General features: G+C 72.4%; 20 protein-coding genes and 1 pseudogene. 3 read left to right on the top strand and 18 right to left on the bottom strand.

From position 1 onward, the window contains the following. Nucleotides 1–98 precede the first annotated feature (98 nt). The 3 genes from ASC60_RS04555 to ASC60_RS04545 all read right to left on the bottom strand — a co-directional run bounded on the left by ASC60_RS04555 (nt 99) and on the right by ASC60_RS04545 (nt 3,212). The gene (locus tag ASC60_RS04555) at nt 99–1,286 is read right to left on the bottom strand and encodes a glutathionylspermidine synthase family protein (protein ID WP_055546810.1); all 1,188 of its coding nucleotides are present in this window, start codon (nt 1,284–1,286) and stop codon (nt 99–101) included. Nucleotides 1,287–1,301: 15 nt separating this feature from the next. Continuing rightward, on the bottom strand, nt 1,302–1,655 hold the full coding sequence (locus ASC60_RS04550) for a hypothetical protein (RefSeq protein ID WP_055546808.1): 354 nt from the start codon (nt 1,653–1,655) through the stop codon (nt 1,302–1,304). An 84-nt stretch (nt 1,656–1,739) separates the two neighbouring features. Further along, nucleotides 1,740–3,212: a PLP-dependent aminotransferase family protein gene (locus tag ASC60_RS04545; protein ID WP_055546806.1), complete on the bottom strand. Its 1,473-nt coding sequence runs from the start codon at nt 3,210–3,212 to the stop codon at nt 1,740–1,742. A gap of 47 nt (nt 3,213–3,259) precedes the next feature. On the opposite strand from ASC60_RS04545, the gene ASC60_RS04540 reads away from it, so the two are divergent. Together ASC60_RS04540 and ASC60_RS04535 are read left to right on the top strand one after the other, a co-directional pair. Continuing rightward, nucleotides 3,260–3,745 carry a carboxymuconolactone decarboxylase family protein gene (locus ASC60_RS04540; RefSeq protein ID WP_055547265.1) on the top strand — a complete coding sequence of 162 codons (486 nt, stop codon included), beginning with the start codon at nt 3,260–3,262 and terminating at the stop codon, nt 3,743–3,745. A 15-nt stretch (nt 3,746–3,760) separates the two neighbouring features. Beyond that, a complete protein-coding gene (locus tag ASC60_RS04535; protein ID WP_079038145.1) occupies nt 3,761–4,561 on the top strand; it encodes an isocitrate lyase/phosphoenolpyruvate mutase family protein in 801 nt (266 codons plus the stop codon). Nucleotides 4,562–4,612: 51 nt separating this feature from the next. On the opposite strand, the gene ASC60_RS04530 is transcribed toward ASC60_RS04535, so the two are convergent. The 15 genes and pseudogenes from ASC60_RS04530 to purN form a co-directional block, all read right to left on the bottom strand. After that, the gene (locus ASC60_RS04530; protein WP_055546804.1) at nt 4,613–5,602 is read right to left on the bottom strand and encodes an ABC transporter substrate-binding protein; all 990 of its coding nucleotides are present in this window, start codon (nt 5,600–5,602) and stop codon (nt 4,613–4,615) included. A 1-nt stretch (nt 5,603) separates the two neighbouring features. After that, nucleotides 5,604–7,625, bottom strand: coding sequence for an ABC transporter permease subunit (locus ASC60_RS04525; protein WP_107096978.1), 2,022 nt, complete (start codon nt 7,623–7,625; stop codon nt 5,604–5,606). A 46-nt stretch (nt 7,626–7,671) separates the two neighbouring features. Further along, a complete protein-coding gene (locus ASC60_RS04520) occupies nt 7,672–8,772 on the bottom strand; it encodes a glycine betaine/L-proline ABC transporter ATP-binding protein (RefSeq protein ID WP_107096977.1) in 1,101 nt (366 codons plus the stop codon). Then, on the bottom strand, nt 8,772–10,358 hold the full coding sequence (locus tag ASC60_RS04515) for a GMC family oxidoreductase (RefSeq protein ID WP_055546802.1): 1,587 nt from the start codon (nt 10,356–10,358) through the stop codon (nt 8,772–8,774). The genes ASC60_RS04520 and ASC60_RS04515 overlap by 1 nt, the downstream gene beginning before the upstream one ends. Nucleotides 10,359–10,561: 203 nt before the next feature. After that, on the bottom strand, nt 10,562–12,064 hold the full coding sequence (locus tag ASC60_RS04510) for an aldehyde dehydrogenase family protein (RefSeq protein WP_055546800.1): 1,503 nt from the start codon (nt 12,062–12,064) through the stop codon (nt 10,562–10,564). A 136-nt stretch (nt 12,065–12,200) separates the two neighbouring features. Then, a complete protein-coding gene (locus ASC60_RS04505) occupies nt 12,201–13,184 on the bottom strand; it encodes a serine/arginine repetitive matrix protein 2 (RefSeq protein WP_234356776.1) in 984 nt (327 codons plus the stop codon). A gap of 93 nt (nt 13,185–13,277) precedes the next feature. After that, a complete protein-coding gene (locus ASC60_RS04500; protein WP_234356775.1) occupies nt 13,278–14,069 on the bottom strand; it encodes a hypothetical protein in 792 nt (263 codons plus the stop codon). 1 nt (nt 14,070) lies between these two features. Next, nucleotides 14,071–14,514 (bottom strand): hypothetical protein, encoded by a 444-nt coding sequence (locus ASC60_RS04495; protein ID WP_055546798.1) that lies wholly within the window; start codon nt 14,512–14,514, stop codon nt 14,071–14,073. Next, the gene (locus tag ASC60_RS04490; RefSeq protein WP_234356774.1) at nt 14,501–16,165 is read right to left on the bottom strand and encodes a hypothetical protein; all 1,665 of its coding nucleotides are present in this window, start codon (nt 16,163–16,165) and stop codon (nt 14,501–14,503) included. Before ASC60_RS04490 ends, ASC60_RS04495 begins: the two co-directional genes overlap by 14 nt. A 192-nt stretch (nt 16,166–16,357) precedes the next feature. Beyond that, the gene (locus ASC60_RS04485; protein WP_055546794.1) at nt 16,358–17,347 is read right to left on the bottom strand and encodes a malate dehydrogenase; all 990 of its coding nucleotides are present in this window, start codon (nt 17,345–17,347) and stop codon (nt 16,358–16,360) included. A 350-nt stretch (nt 17,348–17,697) separates the two neighbouring features. Next, nucleotides 17,698–17,982 (bottom strand): annotated as a pseudogene (locus ASC60_RS04480) (helix-turn-helix domain-containing protein); the annotation flags it as partial. 436 nt (nt 17,983–18,418) lie between these two features. Then, nucleotides 18,419–19,000: a DUF3017 domain-containing protein gene (locus ASC60_RS04475; protein WP_234356773.1), complete on the bottom strand. Its 582-nt coding sequence runs from the start codon at nt 18,998–19,000 to the stop codon at nt 18,419–18,421. Continuing rightward, nucleotides 18,990–19,877 (bottom strand): bifunctional methylenetetrahydrofolate dehydrogenase/methenyltetrahydrofolate cyclohydrolase, encoded by an 888-nt coding sequence (locus tag ASC60_RS04470; protein ID WP_055546791.1) that lies wholly within the window; start codon nt 19,875–19,877, stop codon nt 18,990–18,992. The genes ASC60_RS04475 and ASC60_RS04470 overlap by 11 nt, the downstream gene beginning before the upstream one ends. Nucleotides 19,878–20,014: 137 nt before the next feature. Then, the gene (purH, locus tag ASC60_RS04465) at nt 20,015–21,577 is read right to left on the bottom strand and encodes a bifunctional phosphoribosylaminoimidazolecarboxamide formyltransferase/IMP cyclohydrolase (protein ID WP_055546789.1); all 1,563 of its coding nucleotides are present in this window, start codon (nt 21,575–21,577) and stop codon (nt 20,015–20,017) included. Beyond that, nucleotides 21,574–22,221 (bottom strand): phosphoribosylglycinamide formyltransferase, encoded by a 648-nt coding sequence (gene purN, locus ASC60_RS04460; RefSeq protein ID WP_055546787.1) that lies wholly within the window; start codon nt 22,219–22,221, stop codon nt 21,574–21,576. The genes purH and purN overlap by 4 nt, the downstream gene beginning before the upstream one ends. 353 nt (nt 22,222–22,574) lie before the next feature. Between purN and ASC60_RS04455 the strand changes: the two genes are divergently transcribed. Continuing rightward, entirely contained in the window at nt 22,575–23,492 is a 918-nt protein-coding gene (locus ASC60_RS04455) for a hypothetical protein (protein ID WP_055546785.1), read from the top strand. The last annotated feature ends 70 nt before the right edge of the window (nt 23,493–23,562 follow it).

The following is a 23,562-nucleotide window of genomic DNA, read 5'->3' as shown; positions in this document are numbered from 1 at the left end:
AATGAGACGGAATGAGGCGGGCTGACGCAATGAGGCGGGCTTGCGCAATGAGGTGGGCTGACGGAGCGGCCCGATGCCGCGCATCGCTGTGGCGCCGCTTAAAGGATCACGTGTGGCACAAAGCGCGCGTACTCGTCCGTGATCAGCCCGGCCGACTCCCGGATGCCGAGCCCCGCGGGCTCGTCCTCCACCACCCACGCCCCGAGCACGACGCGGTTGCCGTCGATATCGGGCAGCGGGGCCAACTCCTGGTAGCAGCAGGCCTCGTCCCGGACGACGGGCTCAGCGCCCGGATCGTGCACGGTGACGCCCGCGCCCTCCCGGCCGAGCAGCGGCTTGGCCACGTAGCCCGTGGTGCGGGCCAGTTCGCGGGGCCCGTCGAGGTAGGCGGGCAGCAGGTTGGGGTGGCCGGGGTACAACTCCCACAGGATGGCCAGCAGCGCCTTGTTGGACAGCAGCATCTTCCAGGCGGGCTCGATCCACAGGGTGGAGCCGGTGCCGCCGCCGTTGTCGATCGTGTCCAGCACATGGGGGCCGAAGTCGTCGGTGACCAGCCACTCCCAGGGGTAGAGCTTGAAGCAGCCGCGGATGAAGCGGTGCCGCAGGTCCACGAAGCGCCCGGAGAGCCGTTCCCAGCCGATGTCCTCCATCGAGATCGCCTCGGTCCGCAGCCCCGCCTGTTCGGCCGTCTCCCGCAGATAGGCGACGGTCATCAGGTCCTCACCCAGCTCGTCCCCGGCCGAGTGGGCGAAGTACAGGGGCACGCCCGGCGGCAGCAGGGCGGCCTGGTTCCGCCAGGCGTCGACCAGCCGCTCGTGCAGCGAGTTCCACTGGTCGGCGCCGGGGAAGCGGTCCTCCATCCAGAACCACTGGGCGCTCGCGGCCTCCACCAGCGAGGTGGGCGTGTCCGCGTTGTACTCCAGCAGCTTCGCCGGGCCCGGGCCCCCGTCGTACCGCAGGTCGAACCGGCCGTAGACGCTGGGCTGTTCGGCCCTCCGGCGCCACGACTCGGCGACCAGCTTGGCCACCCGCGGATCCTCGATGCCGAGGTCGGCGAAGCGGTCGGCGTCGACGATGTGGGCGGCCGCCTCCAGACACATCCGGTGCAGCTCCTCGACGACCTCCTCCAGCGCCTCGACCTCGGGCAGCGTGAAGGCGTAGTAGGCGCTCTCGTCCCAGTAGGGGCGCAGCGAGCCGTCCGGGTAGCGGGTCAGAGGGTAGATGACCCCCTGCTCCTCGACGGTGGTCTGCCAGTCGGGGCGGGGGTCGATGGTGTGACGCTTCATCGGGTCGCGGTCCGGTCAGCCGCCGCCGGATCCCGAGCAGCCGAAGCCGCCGCGGTCGGCCGCCTGGCTCTTGCTGAAAGTGCCCTCATCGGCCCAGCGGCCGTCGACGTCCGGGTCGTAGTACCAGTCGCCGTCGGCCCGCTTGGTGGTGCCGCGGCTGCTCTTCTTCTTGCCGCCCGTGGTGCTCGAAGAGCTTTTGCAGGCGCTGGAGTCGACGATGCGGTAGCCCCTGACCGCGTCGTAGCTGTCCGGGTCGACACAGCGCTTGTCGGGCTCCGATCCGCAGGAGGTGAGGGCCGCCGCGAGCGCGCCCATACCGCCCAGGATCACCGTGCTCGACCGCAGCCGTCGTGGACCGGTCCGTTCCATCGGCTCTGCTCCCCCGTTCGTCGGTGCGCCTACCCTAGAGGGAGTTATCGCACAGGTGAACGCTGGGGGCGGGAAGCGGCCGGCTCAGGGCAGCACCCGGCACAGCGCCTCCAGGGCGCCCGCGAAGGCGTGATCGGGCGGCGTCCCATAGGCGAAGACCAGCGCGTCCGGCTCGGGTCCGCCGCCACCGGGCGCGCCCTCCTCGCGGTAGCGGTAGCGGTTCAGTCCCTCCATGGCCAGGCCCTGCCAGGCCGCGCCCTGGAGGACGGAGCGCACGGTGCCCGGCGGCAGTTCGAGCACCGCGTGCAGCCCGGCCGCGATGCCCGTGACCCGCACCTGCGGGGCGCGTTCGGCCAGCGCCGCCACCAGCTGGTCGCGGCGCCGCTGGTAGCGCAGCCGCATCCCGCGCACATGGCGGTCGTACGCGCCGGAGGCGATGAACTCCGCGAGCGTGAGCTGGTCCAGCGCGCCCGACTGCCACTCCCCCGTCCGCTTGACCGCCAGCAGCCGGTCCAGCAGATGGTCCGGCACCACCATCCAGGCCAGCCGCAGCGCGGGCGCCAGGCTCTTGCTCGCCGTGCCCAGATAGACCACCCGCTCGGGGTCCAGGCCCTGCAGCGCGCCCACCGGCTGGCGGTCGTAGCGGAATTCGCCGTCGTAGTCGTCCTCCAGCACCAGACCGTCGGTCCGGGACGCCCACTCCACCACGGCGGCCCGCCGGTCGGGGTCCAGGGCGACGCCGGTGGGAAACTGGTGCGCCGGGGTGAGCAGCGCGGCCCGTACGTCGGTGAGGGGGTCCAGTTCGCCGGTGCGGGCGCCGCGCCCGTCGACCGGCATTGGCACGGTGCGCAGTCCGCCGCGGCGCAGCACGTTCCAGTGGATGTCGAGGCCACAGGACTCGACGGCCAGCGCGCGGTGGCCGTCCCGGTGCAGCGTCCGGCTGAGCAGGGCGAGCCCCTGGATGAACCCGGCGCAGATCACGATGCGTTCGGGCGCGGCCCGCACCCCGCGGGCGCGCGCGAGATAGTCGGCCAGGACCCGGCGCAGTTCGGGCCGCCCGCTGGGGTGGCCGTAGTTGAAGGCGTCGCTGGGCGCGGCGGTCAGGGCGCGCCGGGCGGCGGACAGCCAGGCGGAGCGCGGGAAGGCGGAGACGTCGGGCGACCCGGCCCGCAGGTCGTACGCCGGGCGGGTGGCGGCCACGGCGGCGGCCGGCGGGGTGCGCGGCGGCACGGGCTCGGGCGGGACCACCCGCCGGGCGACCCGGGTGCCGGAGCCCTGCCGGGCGGTGAGCCAGCCCTCGGCGACGAGGTCGCCGTAGGCGTCGGCCACCGTGTTGCGGGCGATGCCGAGGTCGGCGGCGAGCGAGCGGGAGGAGGGCAACCGGGTGCCGGGGGCGAGCCGGCCGCTGCGTACGGCGTCGCGCAGGGAGCGGATGAGCGCGGCCCGCACCCCGCTGGTCCCGCCCCGCGGCAGGTCCAGATGCAGATCGGCGCCGAGGCCGTTCGCCGTCGCGGAGCGCGCCTCTCCGGGGTCGGGATTGGCCCACGAATCCTCCATGGAAGTGGACCATACCTCTGGGCTGGTCAGGTTCTAGCGTGGACCGCATGACGACGCATGAGAGCACCCACCAGCACGGCCCCCGGATGCGGTTCGCGCAGGCGGCCCCCGAGGTCTACAAGGCCATGATCCAGCTGGACGCGGCGGCCCGTAAGGGCCTGGAGCCCGCGCTGACGGAGCTGGTCAAGATCCGCGCCTCGCAGGTCAACCACTGTGCGTTCTGCATCGACATGCACATCAAGGACGCCCGGGCGGCGGGCGAGTCAGAGGAGCGGATCTACCTGCTCAACGCCTGGGAGGAGGCGGTCGGCGTCTACACCGAGAAGGAGCAGGCCGCGCTCGCCCTGACCGAGGCCGTCACCGTCCTGACCGACGGCTTCGTCCCGGACGAGGTGTACGAGCGGGCCGCCAAGCACTTCGAGGAGCAGGAGCTGGCCCAGCTCATCGCGCTGATCCTCACCATCAACGCCTGGAACCGGATCGGGGTGACCACCCGCCTGGTCCCGGGCTCCTACAAGCCGACCGCGGGTTGAGGACGAGGGGTCCCGATGACGATCAGTGCCACGGCCATGCCGTACGAGCGGGAGGCCAGGGCGTTCCGGGCGATGCACCACGGCCGGGAGGCGGGGGCGCCGCTCGTGCTGCCCGGCCCCTGGGACGCCGGTTCGGCCCGCGCCTTCGCGGACGCGGGCTTCCCCGCGCTGGCGACGCCGAGCGCCGGGATCGCGGCGTCACTGGGCTACCAGGACGGCCGGACACCGGCCGAGGAGATGTTCGCCGCGGTGGCCCGCATCGTCCGGGCCGTGGAGGTCCCGGTGTCGGCGGACCTGGAGAGCGGCTATGGCCTCGACGCCAAGGAGCTGGTCGAACGGCTGCTGGAGACCGGGGCGGTGGGCTGCAACCTGGAGGACTCCGACGCGCGGACCAAGCAGCTGGCCGACCCGCGGGAGCAGGCGGACCGGCTGGCGGCGGTGCGGGCCGAGGCGGGCGACGGTCTGGTGATCAACGCGAGGATCGACACCTTCGCCCGCGGGGAGTTCGCCCAGGGCGGGGCCGACGACGCCGAGCGCGCGGCCGAAGCGGCCATCGAGCGCGGGCGGGCCTATGCGGCGGCGGGCGCGGACTGCGTCTATCCGATCTTCGCGCCCCCGGAGCTGCTGCCCCGGATCGCGGCCGCCGTCGACGTGCCGGTCAACGCGTCGGCGTTCGCCCCGGACGGCCCCTCCCCCGCCGAGCTGGGCCGCCTCGGCGCCGCCCGCGTCACCTTCGGCCCCCGGCTCTTCCGCGAGACGATGGCCGCCGCCCGGGACCTCGCCCAGCGGCTGGGCCCCGCGCCGTCCACCCCATGAGGAGGGAACGAGACGGGGCCCGGGCCGGACGCGTCGTTCAGGCGGTGACCGCTAGCGCAGCCACTTCTTCCAGACGTCCGGATGCGCCGTGACCCACTTCTTGGCCGCGTCCTGCGCCGACAACCCGTCCGAGGCGATCAGCTCGGACACCTGGTTCTGGTCCTTCTTGGTCCAGTGGAACTTCTTCAGGAAGTCGGCGGCCTTGCCACCCTGCTTCGCGAAGTCCGCGTTGAGGTACTTCTGCAGCGGGGTGGTCGGGTAGGCGCAGTCGATGGAGTCGGGGTTTTTCACGCCCTCGGCGGCACACTTGTCGGTGTACTTGGGCAGCTTCACCTCGACCATCGGCACCTGGTTGAACAGCCACTGCGGCGTGTACCAGTACGTCAGGAAGGGCTTCTTCCGCTTGGCGAACTGCTTGATCTGGGTGATCTGGGCGGATTCCGAACCGGCGAAGACGATCGAATAGTTCAGCTTCAGATTCTTCACCAGCGCCTTGTCATTGGTGACATAGGACGGGGAACCGTCCAGCAGCTGGCCCTTCCCACCGCTCTCCGCGGTCTTGAAGGTCTTGGCGTACTTGTTGAGGTTCTTCCAGTTGAGGACGTCCGGATGCTTCTCGGCGAAGTACTTCGGCACCCACCAGCCGATGTGGCCGGTGACGCCGAGGCCGCCGCCCGAGGCGATCGTCTTCTTGTCCTTGACGTAGCGCTGTTCCTGCTCCGGGTGACCCCAGTCCTCCAGGATCGCGTCCACCCGGCCCTGGCTGAGCGCGTCCCACGCCGGCACCTCGTCCACCTGGACGGTGTCGACGTGGTAGCCCAGCTCGTGCTCCAGCAGATACTGGGCGACGGCCACGTTGGCCTGGGCGCCGACCCAGGACTGGACGGAGAGCGTCACACTCTTCGCGCCGCCCACATTGGCGTACGGCGAGGACTGCTTGGACATGTCCGCCGCGCCGCAGCCGGTCGCGGTGAGCAGGGCCGTGACCCCGGTGGCGGCGATCAGCAGCTGACGGCGGCGCGCGTTACGGGCCGTAGCCATCTCAGGCCCCCTTCTTCTCGCGGCGTGCGGTCGGCTGGGTCACCCGGTCGAGCATCAGGCCCAGGCAGACGATCGCCGCGCCCGCCACCAGACCGGTCGCCAGGTCGCCCTGCGCCAGGCCGAACAGCACGTCGTAGCCGAGCGCGCCCGAACCGACCAGACCGCCGATGACGACCACCGCCAGCACCAGCACCACACCCTGGTTGACGGCGAGCAGCAGCGCCGGACGGGCCAGCGGAAGCTGGACCTGGCGCAGCTGCTGCCCCTGGGTGGCGCCGAGCGAGCGCGCCGACTCCAGCGCGGACGGGTCGACGTTCCGGATCCCCTGGGTGGTGATGCGGATGACGGCGGGCAGCGCGTAGACGATGGCCGCTGCCGCCGCCGGGGCGCGGCCGACGCCGAACAGCGCGACCACGGGGATCAGGTACACGAACTGCGGCATGGTCTGGCACACGTCCAGCACCGGTCGCAGCATCCGCTCCAGCCGGGCGCTGCGCGCGGCCCAGATGCCGATCGCGAAGCCCAGCACCAGCGTGACGACGACGGCCGCCAGCACCTGGGAGAGGGTGTCCATGGACGACTGCCACACGCCGAGCACACCGATCGCGGCCATGGCGGCCGTGGCGGTCAGCGCGGTGGCCCAGGTGCCGATCAGCCAGGCCAGCGCCGCGACGATCAGCAGGATTCCGTACCACGGGATGCCCTGCAGGCCCTCACGCAGCGGGTCGAGGATCCACTTGAGGTAGTTCGCGGCCCATTCGGCGGTACCGCCGACGACCGGCACACCCGTGTAGAGGTGGTCGACCATCCACTCCTTGAACTGGTTGACCGGCCCCTCGATGGCGACGGTCCAGCCGCCCGGCCAGGTCTGGGAGCCGGCCAGCCGTCCGGCGACGGCGATGACCGCGGTGATCACCGCGACGCCCGCCCACGCGGGCCAGCCGCGCAGCCACCGGGACCCGCCCTCGGCCGGGGGCGCGCCGAGCCGCTCGCCCGCCGACCCGATGGTGCGGTCCATCACGACGGCGAGGAGCACGATCGGGAGCCCGGCGGCGAGCGCCTTGCCGACGTCGACGGTCGACAGCGCCTGGTAGACGCGGTCACCGAGACCGCCGCCGCCGATCACGGACGCGATCACGGCCATGGACAGCGCCATCATGATCGTCTGGTTGATGCCCAGCAGCAGTTCCTTGCGGGCCAGCGGCAGCCGGGCGGACAGCAGCCGCTGCCGCCAGGTCGCGCCGAGCGAGGCCACGGCCTCCAGCACCCCGGCGTCCGCACCGCGCAGGCCGAGGGCGGTGAGCCGGGCCATGGGCGGAGCCGCGTAGATCACGGTGGCCAGCACCGCGCCGGGCACACCGTTGCCGAAGATCATCACGACGGGCAGCAGATACGCGAACGCGGGCAGCACCTGCATGGTGTCGAGGATCGGCCGCAGCGCCCGGAACGCCCGTTCCGAGAGCCCGCCGGCCAGGCCCAGCAGTCCGCCGACGACGACGGAGACGGTGACGGCGACGGCCATCAGCGCGAGCGTCTGCGTCGTCGGCACCCACATGCCCAGGCCGCCGCAGACGGCCAGCGAGACGAGGGTCGTCACCGCGACCCGCGCCCCGGCCGCCCGCCAGGCGAGCAGGGTCAGCCCGGCGGTGACACCGGCCCAGCCGAGGGCGAGCAGGGCGACGTAGACGGCCCGGACGCCGATGATGATGGCCTGGCTGATGTGGCCGAAGAAGTAGAGGAAGATCCAGTGGCTGTCACGGTTGTCGAGGATCCAGTCGCTGGCCTTGCCCAGCGGCCCGGACACATCGACGGTCAGCGCGTGCGGCCAGCTCGCGCCGGCCCACTTGGCGTGGGCGAGCGGTATCAGCACGGCGGCGATCACGGCGAGCACCGCGAGCTTGCGGACGGTCCGGCTGCCGACGGCAGCGCGCAGACGCGACGGGCGCGCCTCGTCCGCGGCGGTCGTGCCCGCGGACGGCCCGGTATCGGGGTCGGTACGGGGGCGGGTGGTCGTCGCGCTCACACGCGCCTCCCGGTGCCGCCCGGCGGGAAGAAGGTCGGGGGCGTGCTCATGCGGCGGCCGCCTCCTTCCCCTCCAGGCCCGCGACGACGCTGAGCAGGCAGGCGTGGTCGACGACGCCCAGGCAGCGGCCGCCGTCGACGACGCGCGCGGGGCCGCCGGAACGGGCCACGGCCTCGATCGCGTCGGCGACGGTGGTGCCCGGGGTCAGCGCGGGCCCGTTGTCCTTCTCGTCGGACTTCGCGGGCCGCATCGCGCGGCGCACGGTCAGCACCTGCTCGCGCGGCACATCGCGGACGAAGTCCCGTACGTAGTCGTCGGCCGGGGAGCCGACGATCTCCTCCGGGGTGCCGAGCTGCACGATCTCACCGTCGCGCATCAGCATGATGCGGTCGCCGAGCCGCAGCGCCTCGCTGAGGTCATGGGTGATGAACACCATCGTCCGGCCCTCGTCGTGGTGCAGCCGGATGACCTCCTCCTGCATGTCGCGGCGGATCAGCGGGTCGAGCGCGCTGAACGGCTCGTCGAACAGCAGCACCTCGGGGTCGACGGCGAGCGCCCGGGCCAGGCCCACGCGCTGCTGCTGACCACCGGAGAGCTGGCCGGGGCGGCGGCGCTCCAGACCGGTCAGGCCGACCTTCTCCACCATCTCGGCGGCCTTGGCGCGGCGCTCGGCCCTGCCGACGCCCTGGATCTCCAGGCCGTAGGCGATGTTGTCGAGGACGGAGCGGTGCGGCAGCAGGCCGAAGTGCTGGAAGACCATGGCGGCACGGTGCCGGCGCAGATCACGCAGCCGGGACTTGTCCATGGCCATGACGTCCTCGCCGTCGATCTTCAGCGTCCCGGAGGTCGGCTCGATCAGACGGGTGAGGCAGCGCACCAGCGTGGACTTGCCGGAGCCGGACAGCCCCATCACGACGAACACCTCGCCCGGCTCGACGTCGAAGGAGACGTCCCGGACGGCGGCCGTGCAGCCGGTGCGGGCGCGCAGCTCCGCGGCGGGCAGCTCGGCCTCGGGCGAGCCGGGGACGCGCTCGGCCTTCGGGCCGAACACCTTCCACATGTCACGGACCGAGAACACCGGGGTGCGGTCGCCGGTCTCGGTGGTCTTGGGGGCGTCGGGCGTCTCGGGGACCAGGGTCGTAGCCATCACGCCTCACCTCCCGGAGCGAGCTGGGCGGCTCGTTCACGCGACCGGTACCGGACCTGATCACGCTCACCGACCAGCAGATCCGCGCATTTCTCGCCGACCATCAGCACTCCGATCATGGGGTTCACAGCGGGCATGGTCGGGAAGACCGACGCGTCGGCGATCCGGATGCCGGACAGGCCGCGGATGCGCAGATCGGGGCCGACCACGGCCAGCTCGTCGTTGGCGGCGCCCATCTTGCAGGTGCCCGCGGGGTGGTAGACGGTGTGCGCGACCTTGCGGGCGTACTCGCTGATGTCCTCGTCCGAGGTGACCTCCGGACCCGGGCACACCTCGCGCTTGAGCCAGCCGGCCAGCGGCTCGGTCTTGGCGATCTCACGGGCGAGCCGGATGCCGTCGACCAGGGTGCGGCCGTCGTAGTCCTCCTCGTCGGTGAAGTAGCGGAAGTCCAGGGCGGGCTTGACCTCGGGGTCGGCGCTCGTCAGGTACAGCCGGCCGCGGCTGCGCGGCTTGGGGATGTTGGGGGTCATCGACACGCCGTGCTCGGGCTTCTCGTAGCCCAGTCGCTCCGGATTGTCGGTGAACGGGATCTGGTAGAAGTGGAACATCAGATCCGGACCCTTGGACTCCGGGTCGCGGCGCACAAACAGGCCGGCGTCGGAGTCCATCGCGGAGTTGTCCGGGATCGGGCCGTCCGTCTCCCACACGATCACCGACTCGGGGTGGTCGAGCAGGTTCTCGCCGACGCCCGGCAGATCGGCCTTGACCGGTATGCCCAGCGCCTCCAGGTCGGCCTTGGGGCCGATGCCGGAGTGCATCAGCAGCCGCGGGGTGTCCACCGCGCCCGCGCAGACCAGCACCTCGGTCGTCGCCCGGACGAGGATCTCCTCGCCGTCCTTGGTGCGCACGTGCACGCCGGTGGCCCGGCCGTCGTCGTCCAGCTCCAGCTTGTACGCCCAGGTCTCCAGCATGATGTGGAGGTTCGTCCGGTCCAGGAAGGGGTGCAGATAGGCGACCGACGCCGAGGAGCGCTTGTTGTTCTCCGGGTGGTACGAGAGGTCGAAGAAGCCGACGCCCTCGTGGAACGGCTGCTTGTTGAAGCCCTCGACGCGCGGCACGTCGGCGGCGGCCTGGGCGGCCTCCACGAAGTCCCGGGCGATCGGGTTCCGGTCCTTCTCGTCGACCGCCACGATGTTGTTGCGCAGCTTGTGGAAGTACGGGTCCATCGAGGCGGCGTCCCAGCCCTCGGCGCCCGCCTCGGCCCACTCGTCCCAGTCGCCCGGCAGCGGTTTGAACGAGATCAGCGTGTTGTGCGAGGAGCACCCGCCGAGCACCCGGGCGCGGCTGTGCCGGATGTGCGAGTTGCCGCGCGGCTGCTCGACCGTGGGGTAGTCGTAGTCCAGGTCGCCGCCGAGCAGCCCCAGCCAGCGGCGCAGGGTGAGGACATCAGGGCGGTCGATGTCGGTGGGGCCGCCCTCGATGACGGCGACGCTGACATCGGGGTCCTCGGTGAGCCGGGAGGCGATCACCGATCCTGCGGTGCCTCCGCCGATGACGACGTAATCGTATGCGTCAGGTACAGGCATGGTGGGGGTTACTCCTCGCGGTCTTCCGGTCTTCCGGGGCGGCCCACACGGGCGCGGGCCGGAGGCCGTCCCTGGAGAGGATGGGGGTTACGGACGAAGGGGGAGAAGAGGCCGGGCCCCGTCACCGGACGCGACGTGGCCCGGGCCCGGCGGGAGGTCCGGGCCCGGCCGTGCCACCCCGGGCGGGGGCCGGCGGTGGGGCGTCAGCCGCCGAACCAGCGCACCGGGCCGGGCCGCAGGTTCTCGTAGACATGCTTGGTCTCGCGGTACTCGTCCAGGCCCGCCGGGCCCAGCTCACGTCCGACGCCGGACTTGCCGAAGCCGCCCCATTCGGCCTGCGGGAGGTAGGGGTGGAAGTCGTTGATCCATACGGTGCCGTGGCGCAGCCGCGCGGCGACCCGGCGGGCGCGCGCGGTGTCGGACGACCAGACCGCGCCGGCCAGGCCGTACTCGGTGTCATTGGCGAGGGCCACGGCCTCATCTTCGGTGCTGAACGTCTCCACCGAAAGGATCGGGCCGAACGTTTCTTCACGCACGACGCGCATCTCACGATGGCACTGGTCGAGCACGGTCGGCAGATAGAAGTAGCCGGTCGCGGGGCGGACGTCGGACGGCTCGGGCTGCTTGCCGCCGCAGCGCAGCACGGCGCCCTCCTCCAGGGCGGACGCCACATACGCCTGGGTCTTGGCGAGCTGCTGGGCCGAGACGAGCGGACCGCACTCCACGCCCTCCTCGGTGCCACGGCCCAGCTTGATCTTCTCGGCGCGGCTGACCAGCTCGGCGACGAACCGCTCGCGCACCGACTCCTCGATGATCAGCCGGGCGCCGGCCGAGCAGACCTGGCCGCTGTGGATGAAGGCGGCGTTCAGCGCCTGGTCGACGGCGGTGTCGAAGCCCTCGTCGGTGGCGCAGGCGTCGGCGAAGACGACGTTCGGGTTCTTGCCGCCCAGCTCCAGGGCGACCTTCTTCACGCTCGGCGCGGCGGCCTGGGCCACCTTGGTGCCGCTGATCAGGCCGCCGGTGAAGGACACCAGGTCCACATCCGGGTGCTCGGCCATCCGGGCGCCGACCGGGTCGCCGGCGCCGGTCACCAGGTTGGCCACACCGTTCGGCAGGCCCGCCTCGACCAGCAGCTTCACCAGATGGACGGTGGACAGCGGGGTCACTTCGCTGGGCTTGATCACGAAGGTGTTGCCCGCCGCGAGCGCCGGGGCCACCTTCCAGCTGGCCTGCAGCAGCGGGTAGTTCCAGGGCGTGATCATCGCGCAGACGCCGACCGGCTCGTGCACCACGACGCTGTGCACATCGGGGCTACCCGCGTCGACCACCCGGCCGGCGGACTCGCCCGCGACCAGCTCGGCGAAGTAGCGGAAGGCGTTGGTCACGTCGTCGACGTCGACCCGGCCCTCCTCCAGGGTCTTGCCGGTGTCGCGGCTCTCCAGGAGCGCGATCTCCTCACGGTCACGCTGGAGCAGATCGGCGACGCGCCGCAGCAGCGCCGCCCGCTCGGCGACGGGGGTGTGCGGCCAGGGACCGCTGTCGAAGGCGCGGCGCGCGGCGGCGATGGCCGCGTCGGTGTCCTCGGCGCCACCCTCGGCCACGACCGCGAGCGTCTTGGCGTCCGCGGGGTCGAGAACCTCCCGCTGCGCGCCGGATGCGGCCGTCCGCCACACCCCGTCCACATGAATGGTCTCGACTGCCGACACGTCTACCTCTGCCTTCCGGTATTGCGAACGTTCCCGCTGGCCACGCCAGCAACAAGGACCCCTTACCGGAAGTGCGAAACGTATGCGCGATTTTTCCTTGAAAGTGGCCCGGTTCACGCGCGAGGGCGCGCGGGAGCTACGAAGCGGTGCAGTAGGCGGTGGGGCAGAAGGTTTCCAGCACGGTGTCGTGGAGCGACTGCTCCTCGGCCCGGTCGCCGGCGGGGCCGATGACCAGCACCGCGTACATGGTGCCGTTCTGCGCGGCGAAGCGGCGGTCGAGTATGCGGCGGGCGCCGGACTGCTTGCTCTGGTACGTGTACTCCAGCTGGGCCGGGTCCATGGCGGCCGCGCCGAGCTGGGCGAGGGTGATCTGCTCGTAGTCGCGGCTGCGGGACGCCAGCCGCTCGGCCTCCTGCGCCGACTCGTACGGCGTGGCCTCGGGACCGTGCAGCTCGAACACCTGGATCCGGGTGGAGTCGTCGGGCGAGGTGTAGAAGACGCTCGGGCCCTCCACCGTCCGCCGCCATCCGTCGGGGACGGCGAGGTCGAAGCCCTTCGGGTCCCGCGCGGTGCTGAACCCCGAGGGCGGTGCGGAGCCCGTCAGGGACGGGAGCGCCGACGGGGAGGCGGACGCAGCCCCGGACGGGTCCGCCGAGGGCAGACCGGACGGAGCGGCGCTCGGCACTCCCGACGGCAGATCCGTGGGCGCCCCGGTCTCGGGCGCGGGATAGACATCGCTGGGCGCCGTGGCCTTCGCGGTCGCCGAGGGCACGGGGGTCCCGCGGTTCCAGGGCAGCGGTCCCGCCTGGTCGCGGGCCGTCCCGTCACCGCCGAACGCCACCCAGCCGGAGAACGCGATCCCGGCGGTCAGGAACACCGTGACCGCCACGGCCTGCAACACCCGCCGTGTCTCGGCCCCCGATCCGGCCCCCGATCCGACGCCGGACCCGGTACCGGGAGCATCGCCCGGCTGCGCCGCCGGGCCCTCACCGAGGTCCCACTGGCGGGTCTCCCACTGCTGCGTGTCCCCCGGTCCCCGATACTCCACCGACCCCCGATACTCCACCGGGCCCCACTGCTCCTCGGGCCCGCGCGGCCCCTCCGAGCCCCCGTCAGTCATGCCCGCCCCCCTAAACCGTATTCTTCTACCGATAAGAAGAGTTAACCGCGTTAGCCGACATATGGGTACCCACTACGCCCATCCCGCCCCCGCTCAGGTGGCCGGGCAGTACGTGGTGGGGCAGAAGGCGCCCAACGCGACGCGCTGCAGCTCCACCTGACGCGGCCACTCATCGGACGGGCCCGCCACCAGCACCGCGTACTGCACCCCGTCCGGCCCGGTGAACGCACGGTCGAGGACGCGGCGCGGACCGTACTTCGGGCTGCGATAGCCGTACTCCAGCTCCGCGTCCGCGCCGTCGCCCGGGCCGAGCCGCTTCAGCCCGTACCGCTTGTAGTGGGGGTTCTTCTTGAGGCTGGTCTCGGCCTGCTTCAGCGCCTCGTACGGGGTGACCTGAGGGCTGGTCAGGGCGAAGACCTGGATCAGCCGGCTCGCGTCGGACGACTCGTAGAAGACGCCCGTATCGCGCTTGACGCGCTGCCAGCCCACCGGGACGTCCAGCCTGAACCCCTCCGGATCCGTGGTGCGCTCATACCCCTGCGGTGGCCCGCTGCCCGCGGCGACCGAATCGGACGGCGAGGCGGACGGCTCCGCCGACGACGGCACGCCATCGGACGGCGACGGCGAGCCGCCGTCCCAGCCGGACGAGGTCGCGCTGGGGCCGCTGTCGCCCTGCGCCGTGTCGTCACCGCTGCCCGACAGCAGATGCCAGGTGCCGACGCCGATGCCGCCGATGAGCACGACGGCCAGCACCACGAGCAGCACCGGCCCCCGGTGCGGACTCGGCGGCCGTCTGCCCGGGGCGGGCGGCTCGGCGCCCTCCCCCACCCAGCGCTGCGCGGCCTCGTCCCAGTGCGGGCCGCGCTCGTCGCTCGGCGCGCTCATCTCAGCCGCCCAGCAGCGCGCCGACCGCCTGGCCGACGGCAACGCCCGACGCCAGCATGCCGATACCGGCCCCGGCGTCCTGCAGCAGCGCCCGGAGCCGGGCGAGCCGGCCCGCACCGGCCCGGCCGGTGCGCTGGATCTCGTCCTGGGTGCCGGCCAGTTCGTCCGACAGCGCGCTGACCTCGGGGCTGGCCACCAGTCGCTCCAGGTCGGCGGAGAGCTGCCGGACGGCGCTCAGCAACTCCTCGAACGCCGGGTCGCAGCCGGTGCCGCCCTGCGGCCCGTTCACGATGTGGTTGTGGTCGCCGATGCCGACGACCCCGCCGCGCACATTGCCGATGCGGATGTCCCCGAACCGCCGCCCGCCCGGGCCTCCGGCCGCGCCCGCGCCGCTTTCCTGGTCCCGTGCCTCGCCCTGTGCCTCGTCCCGCTCAGCCGTCGCCATGGCCGCCTCCCCCTCCGTTGCCCCTGGTATTGCTGACCGTGTTGTGGTCGCCGACGGTGATGGCGCTGTCCTGCGCGGACTCGATGAAGATGCCGCCACCGCTCACGTTGATGATCTTCTGCTCGAACTCGCCGGTCTCCCATCCGGCTTCGTCCAGCGCCTGCCGCACCCCGTTGGCCACCCGGTCCTCGACGCTCTTCAGATAGCGGCTGACGTCCATCTCCTGGAAGAGCGAGGCGCTGCCGTCGCTGCCCAGCTCGCGCACGGATCTCCAGGGCCCGTCGGGGATGGCCGCGGCATAGGCGCCCGTGTACATCCGCAGGAAGAAGGCGATCATCCGGAAGCCGTGGATCAGCACGCGGCCGGCGGCCGTGGGCGTCCGGGCCAGCGCCCACAGCACCTTGCCCGGCAGTCCGCCGCGGCGGTGGGAGTCGGTGAGCCGGTCGATCGCGCGGAAGTCCGGGCGGATCGGGCGCAGCACATGGGGTGCGAACTCCACCATCAGCATGCCGCCTTGGGTGTGCACCCGGACGAAGACGGTGGTGACGACCTCCTCCTGCCAGGCACCGACCCGGATGCGCAGGAAGTGCCGCCGGACCTCGCCGCCCTCCTCGACCGCCTCGGCCCGCTCCCGCTCGAAGTGCGCCTCGCCGTGCGGCGCGAGGGAGCGGCTGCGCAACCCGGTGGCCTTCACGAACACGCACTCGTCCAGCTCCAGACCGCGCAGCCGGTCGCGGACCTCGACCGACTGCCTCGGCACCGAGGCGCTCCGGGCGGGGTCCCGGGCCGGGGGCCGGGCGGACGGGGTGCGCAGATTCTCCACCAGCGGCCGGATCCGCTCCAGGATCACCCGGTTGTCCAGCGGCACCGCCGTGCGGCCCTCGCGCGGCCGCAGCTCGACCGCGAGTGTCCAGGTGGCGTGCGCGGTGCCCGCCCCGAGAAAGGGGTGCTGATCGTGGTAAAGGATCACGGGCGCGTGCTGCTCGCGCCGGATCAGCTCCCGCACCCGCCGCAGGCGGGCACTGCCGGAGCGCTCGGCCGGGTCGTCGTCGGGAGCGGCGAAGGTCCGCGGATCGAGGTCGGTGGACAGCACCCGTGCCACATGCTCGCGGTGCAGGGCGACCGCCGCGGCCATCGCGGCGGGGATCAGCAGCGCGGCCCAGGCGGCACCGGCGCCCGCCCCCGCCGTCAGCCCCCGCAGCACGTCGCTCTCCAGTGCGCTCGGATCCGGCTCGTCCCCGAGGACCAGCTCCAGCGCGGAGATCACATACGCGACCAGCAGCAGCACTCCGGCCACCCGCAGGACGGCGGCCAGCCGCCTCCGGGCGGGCGCGATCCCGTCGGAGCCCGGATAGTCGGCGCGGAAGGGGCCCGAGGCGCCGCCCCTGGCCCACGTCGCCAGCAGCAACAGCCCGCAGGACAGCAGGAAGACGGGGAAGAAGCCCTTGGCCAGCAGCGCGTGCAGCAGCCAGAGCCCGATCAACAGCAGGATCCAGCCCGCCTCCAGACGACGGGCGCGCAGCGCGTGGGCGAGCACCCTGGAGGCGTCGATGCCCAGCGACGGCGCCACCACGCGCTCCTCGTGGACCAACAGCTCGTCCACGACCGCGTCCCGGAAGTCGTCGTCCAGATACGCCCCCGCGCACAGCAAACGCGTGGCCTCACTGGCTGCGTGACTGGAAACGTGATCACTGCGACTGCCTGAGCCCATGCTCTCCCCCCGAGGCCGGCGTCAACCCCTCTTACGGTAGGAGAAGGTGGGGCGCAAGGACAGCGAATAGCCAAAGGGTCACTCTCCGGAGTGAATAACGGAGGGTGACCCTTCGGAAGGTGCGGTGGCGCGTCAGATGAGGCCCAGACCGCGCACGGCCTCGCGCTCCTCCTCCAGCTCCTTCACCGACGCGTCGATGCGGGTGCGGGAGAAGTCGTTGATCTCCAGTCCCTGGACGATCTCGTACTTGCCGTCCTTGGTGGTGACCGGGAACGACGAGATCAGGCCCTCCGGGACGCCGTACGAGCCGTCCGACGGGATGCCCATGGAGGTCCAGTCGCCCGCCGCGGTGCCGTTGACCCAGGTGTGGACGTGGTCGATGGCGGCGTTGGCGGCGGAGGCGGCCGAGGACGCGCCCCGGGCCTCGATGATCGCGGCGCCGCGCTTGGCGACGGTCGGGATGAAGGTGTCGGCCAGCCACTGCTCGTCGTTGACGACCTCGGCGGCGTTCTTGCCCGCGACCTCGGCGTGGAAGACGTCCGGGTACTGGGTGGCGGAGTGGTTGCCCCAGATCGTGAGCTTCTTGATCTCGCCGACCGGCACCCCGGTCTTCTGGGCGAGCTGCGACAGCGCGCGGTTGTGGTCCAGGCGCGTCATCGCGGTGAAGCGGTCGCCCGGTACGTCCGGGGCGGCGGCCTGGGCGATCAGGGCGTTGGTGTTGGCCGGGTTACCGACGACCAGGACCTTGATGTCGTCCGCCGCGTGGTCGTTGATGGCCTTGCCCTGCGGCTTGAAGATGCCGCCGTTGGCCTCCAGCAGGTCACCGCGCTCCATGCCCTTGGTGCGCGGGCGGGCGCCGACCAGCAGCGCGACGTTGGCGCCGTCGAAGGCGACGTTCGGGTCGTCGGAGATGTCCACGCCGCGCAGCAGCGGGAACGCGCAGTCGTCCAGCTCCATCGCGGTGCCCTCGGCGGCCTTCAGCCCCTGGGGAATCTCCAGAAGTCGCAGTTTGACCGGCACATCCGCGCCGAGGAGCTGACCGGAGGCGATGCGGAAGAGCAGCGCGTAGCCGATCTGGCCGGCCGCGCCGGTGACGGTGACATTGACGGGAGTGCGAGTCATGGCGGTCTCCTGCGCTGTGTTGTCCGAGATCTCTTGGTGTCGAGATACCGGCGTCAGGCTATCCGACGGCGCCGCGCTCGCATCCCCGGGCCTCTGTGTCGCAGCTCACTGGCACGCCCCGGCGGCCGCCTGTCAGGAGGGGGAGTACAGGCGGCCGCCCGGTGCCGCACCCGTGGGGGGCTCGGCCTGCGCATGCCCCGATTCCCCGGGGTCATTCCCCCCGGTCCGAAAATTCCCCCGGACGGATCCGCGGCGGGGCCGGCGCACCGGCCGCTCACCCCTGAGGGACACCCTGGGCGCGCCCTGAGCCGTGCCCGGGTCCCGTGGCCCTACGGAGCGCCCCGCGGGGTGTCCTGCCGCACCTCGGCACGGCTCCAGGCCCGCTCCGCCAGCTCCCACAGGGTGCCGAGGTGATCCGCGTCCGCCCCCGTGGCCTCGGCCAGCGCCTCCACCGCGCCCTGCGGCGGCAGGAGTCTGCCGCCGAGGTAGCGCTCCCAGGAGGTCTTGCTGTAGCCCGTGCGGTCGGCGGTGGCCACGACGCTCATCCCGCTGTGATCGACGAGTCCGCGTAATTGCCCGGTGAACTCCCGCACCTGGGGGTCGAGTTCCTCGGGCAAGTCCCTCCAACGAGGCATGTGCCTCCCCCTGTCCCCCCGTACGTACCTGGTGGTTCCCCTTGTTCCGGTCCCTCTGCCGGCGCCCCGGGCGTCGATCTGACTACCCGAAGAGATGCCTTGCCCCAGGAGGTCAGCTCCTCCGCCGGGGGCGCATCGGAGAATTTCGGGCCCGGGACCGCACCTCCGCCGCGTCCGCTCGTCGTTGCGCAGCCGATACCTCGTTGCGGAACGGTCACTTCCGAGCCACAGGCCGTCGACGTCCATTGATCCCGCACAGCTGACACACAACCCTGATCACCAGGCGGTCCGTCCTTCTTCGGGGGAGAGGGCGGACCGCCGCCGGGGCGCGGGAGGGACGCGAACAAGCCAACGGCGGCCCGTCCTCCCGCGGGGGGGGTGAGGACGGGCCGCCGTTCGGTTGGCGGCCGCGCGGAGGGCGCGCGGAGTGCGCGGACTAGCGGACCGTGAAGTGCACCACGTCCTGGAGGAACGGGAGCTTGATCCAGGGGTCCGGCTGGACCATCAGCGACAGCAGCACGATCACCGCGCCGAGCCCGCCGTACGTCAGCAGGTCGGTGAAGCGCGACCGTACGGCGAGCATCCCGACCTCCGGCAGCGCCCACCGCAGCGCCGCGCCCCCCAGCAGGGACAGCCCGATCAGCGCCGTGCCCAGCCGGAATCCGTCCAGCGCGACGATCAGCAGCCCCAGCGCGACGCCGCCCACCACCGCCAGGAACGGCCACTGCCGGGCGGTCGCCGGGGCGCTGCCGGGCGCGGCCCGGCCGCCGCCCTGCGGACGCGCGGTGTCCCGGGTGATCAGCGGGAAGCGGCGGGACTTGCGGAGCAGCAGCCCGGGCAGCTCCCCGACCGTCGGCTTGCCCGCCGGGGCCCGACCGGCCGCCGGGGCCTGATCGGCCGACTCCTGATCGGCCGTCTTCTGATCGGCCGACTCCTGATCGGCCGTCTTCTGATGAGCGGTCTCCTGACCGGACCCGGGCGTTCCGGCCGCGGGCTCTCCGCTCGCCTCAGCCGTCATGACCGGCACCGCCGTCGGCGGCCGCCTTCGCGTCCCGCTCCGCCGCCTCCACGACGTTGACCAGCAGCTGAGCGCGCGTCATCGGGCCGACACCGCCCGGGTTCGGCGAGATCCAGGCCGCGACCTCGGCCACATCGGGGTGCACATCCCCGGCGATCTTGCCGTGCTCGTCCCGGCTGACGCCCACGTCGAGCACCGCGGCGCCCGGCTTGACGTCCTCCGCCTTCACCAGGTGCCGCACCCCGGCGGCGGCCACGATGATGTCGGCCTGGCGCAGTTGCGCGGACAGGTCGCGGGTGCCGGTGTGGCACAGGGTGACCGTCGCGTTCTCGGAGCGGCGGGTGAGCAGCAACCCGATCGACCGGCCCACGGTGATGCCACGGCCGACGACCACCACATGCGCGCCATTGATCTCCACACCGTGGTGGCGCAGCAGCTGGATGATGCCCTGCGGGGTGCACGGCAGCGGCGCGGTCTCGTTCAGCACCAGCTTGCCGAGGCTCATCGGGTGCAGCCCGTCGGCGTCCTTGGCCGGGTCGATCAGCTCCAGCACCCGGTTGGTGTCGATGCCCTTGGGCAGCGGCAGCTGGACGATGTAGCCCGTGCAGGACGGGTCCTCGTTCAGCTCGCGGACCGCCGCCTCGATCTCCTCCTGGGTGGCGGTGTCGGGCAGGTCGCGGCGGATGGAGGCGATGCCCACCTGCGCGCAGTCGCGGTGCTTGCCCGCGACGTACCACTTGCTGCCCGGGTCGTCGCCGACGAGCAGGGTTCCGAGGCCGGGATGGACGCCCTTGGCCTTCAGCGCCTCCACGCGGCTGACGAGATCGGACTTGATCGCGGCGGCGGTTGCCTTGCCATCGAGAATCTGGGCGGTCATGGCTTCATCCTCCCGGATGCGGGGACATCGATTCCACTCAGGGCCCTCCGGGGGCACGGAGCGGGGGGTGGGCGGCGGAGGCCGCACCCCAGGGTCTCGGGGTGCGGCCTCCGGGTCGTCACGTCGCGTGGGGCGGCTCAGTGGAAGAAGTGCCGCGTACCGGTGAAGTACATGGTCACGCCCGCCTTCTCGGCCGCCTCGACGACCTGCTCGTCGCGGACCGAGCCGCCCGGCTGCACCACGGCCTTGACGCCCGCCTCGGCCAGCACCTCGAAGCCGTCCGGGAACGGGAAGAAGGCGTCGGAGGCGGCGTACGAACCGGCCGCCCGCTCCTCGCCCGCCCGGGCCACGGCCAGCTTCGCCGAGTCGACGCGGTTGACCTGGCCCATGCCGACGCCGACCGTGGCGTTGTCCTTGGCGAGCAGGATCGCGTTGGACTTGACCGCCCGGCAGGCACGCCAGGCGAAGGCCAGCTCGGCGAGGCCGTCGGCGTCCAGCGCCTCACCGGTCGCCAGGGTCCAGTGGGCCGGGTCGTCGCCCTCGGCCTGGAACCGGTCCTTCGCCTGGACCAGCGTGCCGCCCTCGATGGGGCGCTGCTCGGTGGCGGCCGCGGGGGCGTCGACACAGCGCAGCACGCGGATGTTCTTCTTGCGGGCCAGCACCTCGACCGCGCCGTCCTCGTACGCGGGGGCGACGATGACCTCGGTGAAGATCTCGGCGACCTGCTCCGCCATGGCGACCGTCACGGGACGGTTGACGGCGATCACGCCGCCGAACGCCGACAGCGGGTCACACGCGTGCGCCTTGCGGTGCGCTTCGGCGACGTCCGCGCCGGTCGCGATCCCGCAGGGGTTGGCGTGCTTGATGATCGCGACGCACGGGTCGGTGTGGTCGTGGGCGGCGCGCCGGGCGGCCTCGGTGTCGACGTAGTTGTTGTACGACATCTCCTTGCCGTGCAGCTGCTCCGCGTGCGCGAGGCCCGTGCCGCTGCCGTCGCTGTAGAGCGCGGCGGGCTGGTGCGGGTTCTCGCCGTAGCGCAGGACCTGCTTCCGGGTGAAGGTCGCGCCGGTGAAGTCCGGCCACTCGCCCTCGTCGGCCGCGTAGCCCTCGGCGAACCAGTTGGCCACCGCCACGTCGTACGCCGCGGTGTGCTGGAACGCCTCGGCCGCGAGGCGCTTGCGCCGCTCCAGGTCGAAGCCGCCGTCGGCGGCGGCCTTGAGGACGTCCCCGTAGGCGGCCGGGTTGACGACGACCGCCACGGAGGGGTGGTTCTTGGCGGCGGCGCGGACCATCGACGGGCCGCCGATGTCGATCTGCTCGACGCACTCGTCGGGTGAGGCGCCCGAGGCGACCGTCTCGCGGAACGGGTAGAGGTTCACGACGACCAGCTCGAACGGCTCGACGCCCAGCTCGGCGAGCTGATCGCGGTGCGCGTCGAGGCGCTGGTCGGCGAGGATGCCCGCGTGGACGCGCGGGTGCAGGGTCTTGACACGGCCGTCCAGACACTCCGGGAAGCCGGTCAGCTCCTCGACCCTGGTCACCGGAACGCCCGCCGCCGCGATCTTCGCGGCCGTCGAGCCGGTCGAGACGAGCTGGACACCCGCCGCGTGCAGCCCTTGGGCCAGCTCCTCAAGACCCGTCTTGTCGTACACGCTGACCAGCGCGCGGCGGATGGGCCGCTTCGTACCTTCGGCGGTCACGGGATCCTTACCTTTCGTCCCTCAATGCGGTAGCCGTGACGCGCCAGACGCCCCACGACCTCGACGAGCAGCGAACGCTCGACTTCCTTGATCCGCTCGTGCAGAGCGGACTCGTCGTCCTCGTCCCGTACCTCGACCACGCCCTGGGCGATGATCGGGCCGGTGTCGACGCCGTCGTCGACGAAGTGGACGGTGCACCCGGTCGCCCTCACGCCGTACGCGAGCGCGTCGCGCACCCCGTGGGCACCGGGAAAGCTGGGCAGCAGGGCCGGGTGGGTGTTGACACACCGGCCGCCGAAACGGGCCAGGAACTCCTTGCCCAGGATCTTCATGAACCCCGCCGAGACCACCAGGTCCGGTGCGTACGCGGCCGTCTCCCGCGCCAGCGCCGCGTCCCACTCGGCGCGGCTCGCGTAGTCCTTGACGCGGCAGACGAAGGTGGGGATGCCGGCGCGCTCGGCGCGCTCCAGACCGGCGATGTCGCCGCGGTCGGCGCCGACGGCCACGACCTGGGCGCCGTACGCCGCGGCGCCCTCGTCGGCGATGGCGTCGAGGAGCGCCTGCAGGTTCGTACCGGAGCCGGAGACGAGAACGACGAGGCGGGCAGGGGACCCGGAACGGGCGGGGAGGGGCGGGGAGGCCACGGCGGGGCTCTTTCTCGCGGGCGGTGCTGCCGTTTGTGTGGTCGTACAAGGTCATGGCCCGTGGAATTCGGGGAACTCTACGAAGCCGTCGACCGTCAGCAACGATACCGGCACACGAAGCGGCCCCCCGGGGACGGGGGCGGGCACGGGAGGTAGCGTCTGGACTGCGAATCCAACTGATGCCGTGGGAAAGACCGTCGCGCCCGTCCCGGCCGAGCCGTGCGGCAGGAGCCGTACCCGGACCGGGTGTGCAGGACGACGACACAAGGGGAAGACACATTCCAGATGCCGGACCGACGCCGCCGCGCGGCACCTCGCCCCACTCCGACCCCCACCCGCACCGGGGGGCGGCGATGAGGCGCGCCCGCACGTCGCGTACGACGCCGCTGCTGCGCGAGCAGCACTCACCGTCGTCCTCCTCGTCCCCCTCGTCCTCCTCCGCCTCGCCCGGGGACCACCACGACCCCGGGGACCGGCACGGCGAGGACCGGCACGAGGACAATCCGTTCGCGCCGCCGCCCGAGGGCAGGCCCGACCAGCCCTGGCAGCCCCGGCACCGGCCCGACGAGGGCAGTGAGGGCAGCGGCGGCGGAGACGGCGACGAGAACGGCGCCGGGCGGGGCTCCCAGGACGATCAGCGGCAGCAGCCCCCGGCGTGGGGCAGCCAGTGGAGCAGCCGCCAGCCCGGCCGCCAGGGCGGCGGCTTCGGCAGCGGCCCCGGCACCGGCGGCAACCGCCCGCCCGGACCCGGCGGCCAGGGCGGCGGACCGGCCGGTCCGCGCGGCTGGGACCCCACCGACCCGGCCCAGCGGCGCGCCCGGTACGCACTGCTGGCGGGCATGTGGGCCTTCTTCTTCGCCCTGTTCAGCCTGGCGCAGATCGCGCTGCTGCTCGGCGTGCTCGCCCTGTACTGGGGCATCAGCTCGCTACGGGCCAAGCCGCGCCGTACCGCGACGGCCACGTCCGCGGCGGTCAGCGGCCCGGCGAACGCGCCGCGGGACGCCCCGCCCCCGCCGCCCGGCGCCACTCCGGCCCGGCTGCCCGCGCCCGGCTCGGGCTCCGGCTCGTCGAAGCCGCAGTCGACGGCGGCGATCAGCGGTCTGGTGACGGGCGGGCTCGCGCTCGCCATCGTGGCGGCGACGTTCAGCTTCCAGATCGTCTACAAGGACTACTACACCTGCGTGAACGACGCCCTCACCCAGACCTCGCGGCACGCCTGCGAGACCGAGCTGCCCAAGGAGCTGCGGCCCCTCCTGAGCACCGGCGAATAGCCGCACCGGCTCACAGCACAGCACAAAGCGACAGCGCGCCGCGGGGCGCCGCCCCGGACTCGGTGCGGCG

Origin of the sequence: Streptomyces sp. NBRC 110028 (assembly GCF_001417735.1) — a bacterium.
Classification (GTDB): Bacteria; Actinomycetota; Actinomycetes; order Streptomycetales; family Streptomycetaceae; genus Streptomyces.
The sequence above is the reverse complement of the archived record's forward strand: the minus strand, read 5'-3'. Positions and strand labels throughout refer to the sequence as shown.